The sequence below is a fragment of the Ruminococcus sp. CAG:57 genome, assembly GCF_000435935.1.
Taxonomy (GTDB): Bacteria; Bacillota; Clostridia; order Oscillospirales; family Ruminococcaceae; genus Hominimerdicola; species Hominimerdicola aceti.
Map to the genome: position 1 here is coordinate 48,697 of NZ_FR890786.1, position 10,233 is coordinate 58,929.

General features: G+C 39.2%; 9 protein-coding genes, 1 tRNA gene and 2 pseudogenes. 6 read left to right on the forward strand and 6 right to left on the reverse strand.

Annotated elements, in window-relative coordinates; genetic code table 11:
* A partial coding sequence (locus QVO88_RS10620; RefSeq protein ID WP_288178020.1) for an aldehyde dehydrogenase family protein occupies nt 1-1,063 on the reverse strand: 1,063 nt, incomplete at its 3' end.
* Nucleotides 1,064-1,552: 489 nt separating this feature from the next.
* Between QVO88_RS10620 and QVO88_RS10625 the strand changes: the two genes are divergently transcribed.
* Together QVO88_RS10625 and QVO88_RS10630 are read left to right on the forward strand one after the other, a co-directional pair.
* On the forward strand, nt 1,553-2,311 hold the full coding sequence (locus QVO88_RS10625; RefSeq protein WP_022288440.1) for a phosphotransferase family protein: 759 nt from the start codon (nt 1,553-1,555) through the stop codon (nt 2,309-2,311).
* Nucleotides 2,312-2,522: 211 nt separating this feature from the next.
* Nucleotides 2,523-3,113 (forward strand): hypothetical protein, encoded by a 591-nt coding sequence (locus QVO88_RS10630; RefSeq protein WP_022288441.1) that lies wholly within the window; start codon nt 2,523-2,525, stop codon nt 3,111-3,113.
* A gap of 48 nt (nt 3,114-3,161) precedes the next feature.
* Here QVO88_RS10630 and QVO88_RS10635 read toward each other — a convergent pair whose 3' ends face one another.
* From QVO88_RS10635 to QVO88_RS10655, 5 genes are all read right to left on the reverse strand, one after another.
* A complete protein-coding gene (locus QVO88_RS10635; RefSeq protein WP_022288442.1) occupies nt 3,162-3,830 on the reverse strand; it encodes a redox-sensing transcriptional repressor Rex in 669 nt (222 codons plus the stop codon).
* A 162-nt stretch (nt 3,831-3,992) separates the two neighbouring features.
* Nucleotides 3,993-5,483: an aryl-sulfate sulfotransferase gene (locus tag QVO88_RS10640; RefSeq protein WP_022288443.1), complete on the reverse strand. Its 1,491-nt coding sequence runs from the start codon at nt 5,481-5,483 to the stop codon at nt 3,993-3,995.
* Between the two features lie 17 nt (nt 5,484-5,500).
* Nucleotides 5,501-6,553, reverse strand: coding sequence for an ABC transporter substrate-binding protein (locus tag QVO88_RS10645; RefSeq protein WP_022288444.1), 1,053 nt, complete (start codon nt 6,551-6,553; stop codon nt 5,501-5,503).
* A 25-nt stretch (nt 6,554-6,578) separates the two neighbouring features.
* On the reverse strand, nt 6,579-7,355 hold the full coding sequence (locus QVO88_RS10650) for an ABC transporter permease (protein ID WP_022288445.1): 777 nt from the start codon (nt 7,353-7,355) through the stop codon (nt 6,579-6,581).
* 17 nt (nt 7,356-7,372) lie between these two features.
* A complete protein-coding gene (locus tag QVO88_RS10655) occupies nt 7,373-8,440 on the reverse strand; it encodes an ABC transporter ATP-binding protein (RefSeq protein WP_022288446.1) in 1,068 nt (355 codons plus the stop codon).
* 373 nt (nt 8,441-8,813) lie between these two features.
* Between QVO88_RS10655 and QVO88_RS10660 the strand changes: the two genes are divergently transcribed.
* From QVO88_RS10660 to QVO88_RS10675, 4 genes and pseudogenes are all read left to right on the forward strand, one after another.
* Nucleotides 8,814-9,125 carry a thioredoxin family protein gene (locus QVO88_RS10660; protein WP_022288447.1) on the forward strand — a complete coding sequence of 104 codons (312 nt, stop codon included), beginning with the start codon at nt 8,814-8,816 and terminating at the stop codon, nt 9,123-9,125.
* 99 nt (nt 9,126-9,224) lie between these two features.
* A tRNA-Leu gene (locus QVO88_RS10665) sits at nt 9,225-9,308 on the forward strand.
* A gap of 136 nt (nt 9,309-9,444) precedes the next feature.
* Nucleotides 9,445-9,600 (forward strand): annotated as a pseudogene (locus tag QVO88_RS10670) (DUF4314 domain-containing protein); the annotation flags it as partial.
* Between the two features lie 69 nt (nt 9,601-9,669).
* A pseudogene (locus tag QVO88_RS10675) lies at nt 9,670-9,768 on the forward strand (DNA cytosine methyltransferase); the annotation flags it as partial.
* Nucleotides 9,769-10,233 lie beyond the last annotated feature (465 nt).

Here is a 10,233-nt window from a genome sequence, read left to right on the forward strand (position 1 = left end):
TCTTTGACTTGTACATACCAAGGATAGTTGTGAGCTTTTCGTGACCGAAAGCCTCTTCAGGAGCTGTGCTTGTAGCCTCGCCGATGAGTACCTTTGTATCCTCTGGAACTTCAAAGCCAGCCATTTTAGCGATAGTTACAGGACGCTGACCAACGATCTTAGCATTAAGAGCACCGTTGATGAGCATTGTCTTTCTTATCTTGTCAGCCTCTTCATCGTTGAGGAAGTAGCAACCTCTCTTGATGAATTCCTTCTTAACATCGTTGTAAACTGTCTTATCAGCGATAACTGTCTGCTCTGTAGCACAAATCATACCGTTATCAAATGTCTTAGAATGAATGATAGAGTTTACAGCGTTTACGATATCAGCAGAAGAATCGATGATAGCGGATGCGTTACCGGCACCAACACCGAGAGCTGGTGTACCAGATGAGTAAGCAGCCTTTACCATTCCAGGACCGCCTGTAGCGAGGATTGTGTCAGACTCTCTCATGATCATGTTTGTGAGTTCAAGAGAAGGAACATCGATCCAACCGATGATACCCTTTGGAGCACCTGCTGCAACAGCTGCATCATAAACGATTTTAGCAGCAGCGATAGTTGACTTCTTTGCTCTTGGGTGTGGTGAGATTATGATACCATTTCTTGTCTTAAGACAGATAAGTGTCTTGAATATAGCAGTAGAAGTTGGGTTTGTTGTTGGGATAACAGCAGCGATAAGACCGATAGGCTCGTAAATTCTCATTGTGCCGTAAGCCTTGTTTTCCTCAAAAACACCACAAGTCTGAACATTCTTGTACTTATTGTAGATGTGCTCAGCAGCATAGTTGTTCTTGATAACCTTGTCTTCAACGATACCCATGCCTGTTTCCTCAACAGCCATCTTTGCAAGTGGGATTCTTGCCTTGTTAGCAGCGATAGCAGCAGCCTTGAAAATCTTATCTACCTGCTCCTGTGTGTAGGTAGCGAAGATAGCCTGTGCAGCTCTTACTTCAGCGATCTTAGCAGTCAAAGCTTCCTCTGTATCGACGATGCCGACTGTTTTAGCTTCACTCTTTGCCATAAAATAAACCTCCAATAAATTAATTATTGTTTTTTACTCTTGATAACCCCCGCTCGGGTTTTATCTTAGTTATATTATATACGATTGTTATTTTTTTGTCAATCTTATAAAGTCACAGCTTTTTTGATATTTTACGTCGTTTTATTATGCAATATACATAAATATTGAACATTGTTTTATGATAGATTAACAATTCATGACCGTCATATTGCACAATAAAAATCAGATTGATAAAAATTTATCATATATGCCGCCTGAAAGAAGATTAATAAACATAAGATAAAATCTAAACAAAAATAAAACAGTTGTGAAAATAACGAAAAAGTGCTTGACATTTAGAAAATATGTAGTATAATATAGACATAACAGAGATACATAGAAAGCGCTGAGATGTAAAGGTAATTTTACACAATAAGGCTGTTGAAAAATCGATGTATACTCTGAAACTCGACTTAATACCATATTTTAAAATAAAAGGAGATATGACTTATGAAACTTGATAACTTTGTAGCATCCAGCGACATCTATGATGTTTATGAATCTGATGGAATGGCAGTCAGGATCTATAAGAAGCCTGAATACAAGGAAAAGTGTCTGTATGCGGCTCTTACACACGCAAGAGTTGAAACAACACTTGGCAATTCCTTTATAAAGATGCCTGTTCTTCACGAGGTTTCCGTTATTGACGGCAAATGGGCTATTACAATGGACTTTATAAAAGGTAAGACTCTTCAGCAGCTTATGGACGAAAATCCAGACAAGAAAGACACATATCTTAACCAGTTTATCGACATTCAGTGCGAGATACACGCTCAGTATATGCCACTTCTTTCAAAGCTGAAAGATAAGATGGCAAGACAGATCAAGACTCTTGGTCAGATCGATGAGATAAAGAAGTATGAGCTTCTCACAAGACTTGATTCAATGCCAAAGCACATCAAGCTTTGCCATGGTAACTTTGAGCCAAAGAACGTTATCATTAATGACGAAGGTACTTATGTTATCAATTGGGGTTCTGCTAGACAAGGCAATGCTTCTGCTGACGTTGCAAGAACATACCTGCTGTTCTGCCTTAACAATCCTGATCTTGCTGAGGCTTATCTTGATAAGTATTGCGTAAAGAGCGGAACATCTAAGCAGTATGTACAGGCTTGGTTGCCGATCGTTGCAGCAGCACAGCTCATTAAGGGCAAACCAGAGGAGAAGGATCTGCTCATGAAGTGGATCGACGTTGTAGATTACGATTAGTCTTTTCGTCAGGTTGTAACAAATTTGTAACCTCTTATTGTGCAAATAGCTAAAAAATGATTTATCCCGATTATGAGTTTCGTCATAATCGGGATATTTTGTTACAATTCTTTATAATCTCTTTACAGAGTAATTTTCATGTGATATAATGTGAAACTGTTGAAATATGACATAATGATTTAGGACTACAGAGGTTATTCGGAGGATCAATATGAAAAAGCTAATGATAGCTGTTGCTATAGTTTGCACTATGTTTGCTTTCCCGGCTTGTGGAAAAAATGCCGATAATAAAACAGAAAATAATGTTAATCTTACAAATAATGACGTAACGACAGCTCAGACAGAGGTTACTGATGAAGTGCCAGACGAAACTACTTCACTCCCTGACAGAAGCACTCTTGAAAAGATACCAGATGAGGCTGTTGATTCGTTTAATCAGGTCGTAGATGTCTGCAAGGAGATATACCCTTTGGCTGAAAAAACAAAAAGGCTTTATGGCTATACAGGCACTAAGACTGTGAACAAAAAGAATTGTTACATTTTTGTTATATATGATAAAAATGATGATGTGTTGACAAAGGTGGCAACTGTCGCTGCCGAGGTCGCATCAGATAAGCTTTACGTTCTCGATGATGAAACAGGAAGTGCTGAAAAAATCAATACCGAGGATGTTAAAACTCAATCTACAGAGTCATGGGCAGATCAAGTAACTGAGTCTTTTGCTGAATACTATCAGAGCAAAGAGGTTAACGACCATCTTGCTGCAGTTGTTGAAACAGCCGCGGTTAAAACAGTTCGCTAATACTTTATATAAAAAATCACACCAGAAAATTTTCTGGTGTGATTTTTTTTATTCGATCTCTTCGCTGTTGTCAGTATCAGTGCTTGTTATGATATTTGTTGCATATGTAAGTGTAAGCAGGCTGTCACCTAAATGGACATTTTCCACAACTATGTTTTCATAGTCGATGCTAAGATCATAATGTGAAAAATTCCAGAACGCTTTCAGACCAAGATTTACAAGCTGGTCTGCAATAGCCTGAGTGTTTGCCTTCGGTATACAAAGCACAGCTACAACAGGGGAGTTTGCTTCGCAAAAGCTTTCTATATCATTAGTGTGACGAATCGGTATGTTTCCTACCACTTCACCAGTGAGCTTAGGGTTTATATCAAATATGCCTATGAGATTGCAACCCCTTGTTTCAAAGTTAATATGTGTGGCGATAGCTTTACCAAGGTTTCCTGCACCGATAAGTATGGTCTTGAAATGCTTGTCTACTCCGAGTATCTTGCCTATTTCCATTCTAAGCTCGTCAACGTGATAGCCATATCCCTGCTGACCGAATCCGCCAAAGCAGTTAAGGTCTTGTCTTATTTGTGAAGCCGTGAGCTTCATTCTCTCAGAAAGCTCCCTTGAAGATATTCTTTCAAGTCCTTCTTTTTGAAGCTCACCTAAAAATCTATAATAACGTGGCAGTCGTTTTATTACTGATGTGGATATCGAACCGTCTTTAGACATATATTTACACTTTCCTTTACTAATAAACATGATTGATAAATAAATAACAATATCATATAATATAATAGCACTAATCTTTTCTTTTGTCAAGGACTTGTAAACTCTCTGCAGTCTTAAAAAAAGCAGCCTCGTTTTACAGAAGCTGCCTTATGTATATTAATTTTATTCTAGATCTTTTTTCTTTACAGAAGCAACACAGAAGTCGATGCGTTCATCATCATCTTCTTCATTTCCTGAACCTGTGAGAGGAACTCCTTTTGTTGGATCGATCCCGTCAACGGCTGTAACAAGCCCTGTACCCTCGCCAATAGAAGCACCTGATACTCTGAACTTTGTAATGTCGATAGGCTCGATAGAGGTCTCAACAGGCTTTTTAAGCTGTGGTATCCACTCGTATGGTACACGATAAGCTCTGTAGATCATGTTGCTTTTGAATGTTCCAGCAAAATTCTTGAAATAAGGGTTTACAAATTCCCAAACTATTTCATGGTCAGGTGTGACCTCAAGAAGATGTCCATCTGAACCTTCCGTAATAAGAGTGTTTCCGTTCGGAAGTCGCTGTGCAGAGCTGATGTATGAGCTATAGAACTTAGAAGCGTCAGTAAAAAGCAGATTTCCTGCTTCAAGGGGAGTGTACTGCCATGTTATTTCAAGTGTAACAGGATTGAATTGAAGTACTCTTGAGTAATCTCTGTGTGCATTGTTCACGCCTGTGAGGGAAGCAGGGTTAGGTGTGCCGTAGCCACCCTCGCCACCGTTATCGAATACCAACAGGTCGCCCTCTCCAGGAAGTCCCTTTGGTATCATGTGCAGGTGGTGCTGACCAATTATCCAGCCAAGCTTCTTTGTGGCTTCGCTTTCGTTGAAGTTAGGACCTACACGCCATACTATCTTACCTGTTGATTTCTCGATAATTCCGAGTATGTTAGAATTTCTTGCGTCAAATATGATATTGTCTGGGTGGAAGCGTTTGTCACCTGCGTCATACCACTTATTTTCGCCAAGGGTAGAGAAGTTGTTTATGTGCATCCAATCTCCACCTGCCTCACCGTGAAGACCAGGGTTTCTGAACAATGCGTTCTTTGCGGCCTCGTCAAAGCCAAGCTCATCAAAGTGGTCGCTTGCACGCCAGCTCCAAATTATATTGCCTTCCCAATCCACTTCGATGATCTTATCGTCGATAAGTCTTTTGTCTGAAATATCGTGGTTGTAGAGGTTCTCGTGAGTAAGGATAAGTGTATTGCCACTGTCTGTCTTTGGCTCACCATTTGGATAATAGTAACCCACAGTGCTGCCCTCACGCTGAAAATCATGGTGCTGTCTAGCCATATAGACCGGTTCTTTACCCGGGTCGGCAACAAGTTCAGTTTTGTCGAATTTCCATACGATATGACCATCCCAGTCTACCTGAACAAGATCAAGTTGATCCTGATATGCATATTTACCTCCTCTTGCTCCTGTTGTGCCCATTACATATCCGCCTGGGAGTATTTTGTTAGGAAATCCTCCCAGTCCAGCCCAAAGCTTTACTTCATTGCCATTCATATCTATGAGCAGAGCACCTTTAGCGGACGGGAAGATCGTATAGCCGCTGTAGGCTTTTTCTTTGTTGTATATTGTAACTCCTGTTGGATAAATGCTTGGATAACCCATGTCTGATTCCTCCTTATTTATTTGTCTGCTTTTGTCAGGTCTGCCGTAACGTTATCTGGAAATGCTTTTTTTGCTGAGTCTGGATAATAAAATTCCCTTATGTTGTAACTGTTTGGATATTTACCATTATCATACGCCCACTTATTTATTTCATCAAGATGAAATGCAGCTTCCTCAGAAAGTCCCAGTTTAATACTGTACTGTTCCCAGTTTGTTTTGAAATCATCTGGTTCGATTCCATATTTCTTTGATATTTTTTCAGCCGACTCATCTAAGTTGTCATTTATGTATTTAACGCTTTCATCAAGTGCTTTAAGATAGTTCGTAAGAGTTTCAGTATTGTTCTTTGCAAAGTCGCTTGATGTTATAAGATAAGCAGATACGTTTATCCCTATATCTTTTGCAGATGCGACCTGAGTCCAGCCCTCTGCTTCATATTTTTTTATAGCTGAGCCTGTAACGATAGCGGCTGATGCTTCACCGTTATGTGCAACTGCTATCTGAGTTGATATGGAATCTGTGTTGACGTTTTTCTGCTTTGACGGGTCAAGTCCTAAATAAGTCTGGGCTTGCCAGTTGAAGTATTCTGAAACTGTTCCAATAGAAGTTATCCATCCTTCACTTTCATCTAAAGCATCAAGATCATCTTTGTATTTTGGTGCAACAAAAAGTCCGCCGTTATATGAAACGCTTGAACTTAGATCTGAAAAAATCACAAGATTAGTGTTATCGAGAGTATTTCCAATTCTGTTTACAGCAGCAAAATCTGCAAGCAGTCCTGTATCTGCTGTGCCTGTTGCAATAGCGTCAACTGTGTTAATGCCGGCAGCGTATTCTGATGTTTCGAGAGATATACCATATTTCTCAAATATTCCTTGCTCCATACCGATATAGTCGGCATACTGATCTGGCTGACCTGTCATGTTCGCAACTCTCAAAACGCTAAGTTCTTTACCGTCTTTGATAACCTTCTTTGCGGTTTTTCCGCTTGATGAACTACCGCATGATGCAAGAAGAGTTGCTGTCAATGCTGTCGATGCTATTATTGCGATTATCTTTTTTATGTTCATTTTTAAATCTCTCCTGTTAAATTAATTATTTTACGTCAAAGTGTTTAAGTTTTTTCTTGCCAATAAACTGTAGGATCCTGTCAGCAGCAAAGCCGATCACAGCAAGTGTGACGATTCCTGCAAAAGCCCAGCTTGTTTTGTAATAAAGCTTCGAGCTGTTTATAAGATAACCAAGGCCATCACTGCCGACCAGCATTTCAGCTGCCACAACACAGATGATAGCTGAGCTAAGTCCTAGTCTTATTCCAGTGTAGATATTAGATACCGCTGATGGTACAACTACTGTGAAAAAAACTCTTGCTTTTTTTGCCCCCATGCAGGAAGCTGCTTCCACAAGCTGCTTATCAGTTGAAGCCACACCCGCTATAGTGTTTACGAACATAGGGAAGAATGATGCGTAGAAAATAAGTGCTACTTTTGATTCTTCGCCTACTCCGAACCACATTAAAAAGAGTGTCGTCAATGCAATAGCAGGCACAAATCTGAAAAAGCTAAGTATAGGTTCAACGAGCCAGCGTACAGGTCTGAAATTTCCTACAATAAGACCCATAGGAACAGCAAAAATTATTGAAAGTAGCCAGCCTTTTATTACTCTTCCAACGCTTGCAACAATGTCACTCCAAAGAGTTCCGTCTTTGATAAGTTCCTTCATGCTGTCGATCGTTTCCTTTGGGCTTGGAAGAAAATATTCATCATATTTCAAAGATCCTATTCCCCAAAGGGCAATTATTGCTACCCATGATATGATGCCACATTTTAGTATCTTCTGTATAGCAGAGGACTTTGTTTTATTATTTTCCATCTTTAATGTCCTCCTTATTAAATGTAGTATAGCTCTGAGTCATCAAGAGCTTTGTTTACGAGAATATTTGTAGTGTTTTCATCAATAGTGTAAAGCTTCTTGATAAGTACTTTTACCTTATCACCTTTTTTCAGGCGGGAAGCGTTCAGCGGATATCTGCCTGTTACTGAGATACCGTCTATGGAAGCTTTAACCTCAAAGGCGTTTCCTCTGAATGATACATCTTCTACAACTGCGTCTTCCATAGAGCTTTCAAATGGGTGGTATTCACTGTCTTCGAATTTATTTATTTCAATAAATTCCGGTCGGATTATAGCTGAGGCATTATTTTCTGTAACTTCAAAACCCTTTAGTTTGCTGTAATCCTCGATAATAGCTGACTGACCGATAAACTGAGCAACAAAAGAAGTTTTAGGTTCAAGGTATATCTCAACCGGATTGCCTATCTGCTCAACTCTGCCTTTGTTTGTGATAACAATTTCGTCTGCGACCTCTATTGCTTCGTCCTGATCGTGTGTAACGAAAATGCTTGTTATGCCTATTTTATCAATAGTATCACGAAGCCATGTTCTCAGTTCTTTTCTTACCTTTGCGTCGATAGCTGCAAAAGGTTCGTCAAGTAGAAGGAGTTCAGGCTGAGGTGCTAGTGCTCTTGCAAGAGCGATACGCTGCCTTTGACCTCCGCTGAGCTGGTCAGGATAACGCTTGCCAACGTCAGGCAAGCCAACAAGTTCAAGAAGCTCAGCCACACGTTGTTTGATAAACTTCTTATCTTTTTTCTGAACCTTCAGACCATAAGCTATATTATCGTAAACTGTCATAAAAGGGAAGAGCGCATAGCTTTGAAAAACAAATCCGATACCTCTTTCATTTGAAGGAAGTTTGTTGACATTTTTACCATCTATAATAATATCACCGCTATCCTGTTTTTCCAAACCTGCAAGCATACGCAGGATAGTTGTTTTACCGCTGCCGCTCGGTCCAAGCAGACCGATAAGCTTTCCCTTTTCAATACCAAAACTTACGTTATCCGAAGCTTTAAAATCGCCAAAGCTTTTATTAATGTTTTTTAATTCTATATACATAGCTGACAACTCCAATTAAGATATATTGCTGTGATAGTTCCAGTGTCAACATCGCTGCATTCGCTTATTGATCTTTGACAATTTAAGCTCCTCACTTTCAATTCATATCAAGTCGATATGATTAGTATGCTTTTATTATACATGATTTTATGGAAATGTCAATAGTTATGAATGATTTTCGTGAAATCATACATATATGATAGGAATACTTTATTATTGTTGTACATTTTATTCATAACCAACATATGTGAGAAATATGATATACAGAAATGTTTGATAATACTCTTGACAAAGTGCGTAAATAGTGATATAATCACTATATTCATAGTAAAGCTATATGAATAATATAATATATATTGGAGGAAATAAAAAAATGCTAACAGAACTGACAAACCAGAATTACAACGAGCTGATATCAGCAGACAAACCGCTTGTTATAGAATTTTACTCACCTACCTGTGTTCACTGTAAAAGAACAGAGGCAGGGCTTAACGAAGCTGCAGAAGAGCTTGGAGAAACCGCTATCATAGCTAAGTGTGATATCACCTCTCAGCCAGATCTTGCGAAGAGATATGACGTTACAGCACTGCCAACACTCCTTTTTATAAAGAACGGTGATATCAAAAACAAGCTTGAGGGTTTTACGCACAAGCTGATAATTCTTGACAATATAAAGAGATTATAAAAAAATCAGTCCGATGTTTTGAGCATCGGGCATTTTTTTTGAGCAAAAGGTCTTGACAAAGTAGGGAGTTTATGATAAAATAATAATGATATTTTGTACGCGGGTGTGGCGGAATTGGCAGACGCGATAGATTTAGGTTCTATTGGCAACACCGTGCAGGTTCAAGTCCTGTCACCCGCACCATACTTGTGCAATAAAATAGATGCACACCTCGAAAAGCTCGTATTTACGAGTTTTTTTTGCGTTTTGAGGGTAAAAATTTCAGGTGTAAAACCGTAGATGCTTTTCGCCAGTTTTCACCAAAAAGGAAGTCAAACCCCACACAACAAAAAATATCGAACATATGGATGATATCGGCACTGTGCATTGCGTTTTTAATAACGGCAGAACGTTAGGAGTTATCCCTGGTGTGGACGACTTTCATATCGTAAGTGAAGATAGTGAGCCAACAGAAGAAATGAATATATCAATGTGACGGTCAAGTTTTGAAAAAAGCTTGACCGTTTTTTTGTTGGAAAAATCGGAAAGGAGATGATTCGTACTGATAAAATATTTTGATATCTTTGCAGGAATAGGCGGATTCCGTTCGGAACTTGAAAAAGCGGGCGGCTTTGAGTGCGTCGGATACTGCGAGATAGATCGACGGCAAGGAATACGAACTCGATATCAGCTTCAAGAAATACAAGTAGGTAGAGAGTATTTCGGACGAGATCGAAAAACAGAATATCGATGTCGATATTTCCGATTTCAAGGATTCTTCCGACTTTTATTTGTATTTAAGCAAGTTTGACGATCAGTCTTCTGAAGAAATATCGGTTAATGTTACCGGCAAGATGATTGCTCAGAAGAATATATCAAAAATTTCCTTGAAATTGCCGTATATTTGTGGTACAATTAAAGAACAAGTTAAAAATATTTACGACTCCAAGATTGTCGACACCGATCTGCTCAAAATCGGTATTAATAACGGTTATCAGCAGGTGATATCGGGACCCATGGCATACATTTCGACTATAACGGTCGGATATGTTCCCAACAAAGAGTTTTACAGCATTTTTGGAGACGGAACTCCAAGCAGTATCTATAATCTGAAAAATGACTATTGGGC